The organism is Vibrio sp. HI00D65 (assembly GCF_001635455.1).
Taxonomy (GTDB): Bacteria; Pseudomonadota; Gammaproteobacteria; order Enterobacterales; family Vibrionaceae; genus Vibrio.
Genome location: NZ_LWEH01000217.1, coordinates 1 through 250, shown reverse-complemented (window position 1 = coordinate 250; position 250 = coordinate 1). Strand labels below are relative to the sequence as shown.

Below are 250 nucleotides of genomic sequence, written 5' to 3'. Positions count from 1 at the left end.
GTAGTATTCAAGAGGCTTCTCTACAGACTCACCTACCGCTTTCAAGCCAGCAAAGTGGATAACTGCTTCGATGTCGTGCTGTTTCATTGTTTCCGCTAACAGAGCTTTATTGCGAATGTCACCTTCAACTAACACTGGGCGAACACCAGATACCTTCTCGATACGCTCTAAAACGCTTGGTTTACTGTTGTATAAGTTATCAAAAAGAACAGGCGTCATGCCTGCGTTAATCATCTGGATACTTGTGTGG

General features: G+C 44.0%; 1 protein-coding gene. It reads right to left on the bottom strand.

The window, feature by feature from the left end; genetic code table 11:
* Positions 1-250, bottom strand: a 250-nt coding sequence (locus tag A3712_RS16200; protein WP_157618785.1) for a GDP-mannose 4,6-dehydratase, incomplete at both ends; no start/stop codon positions are given.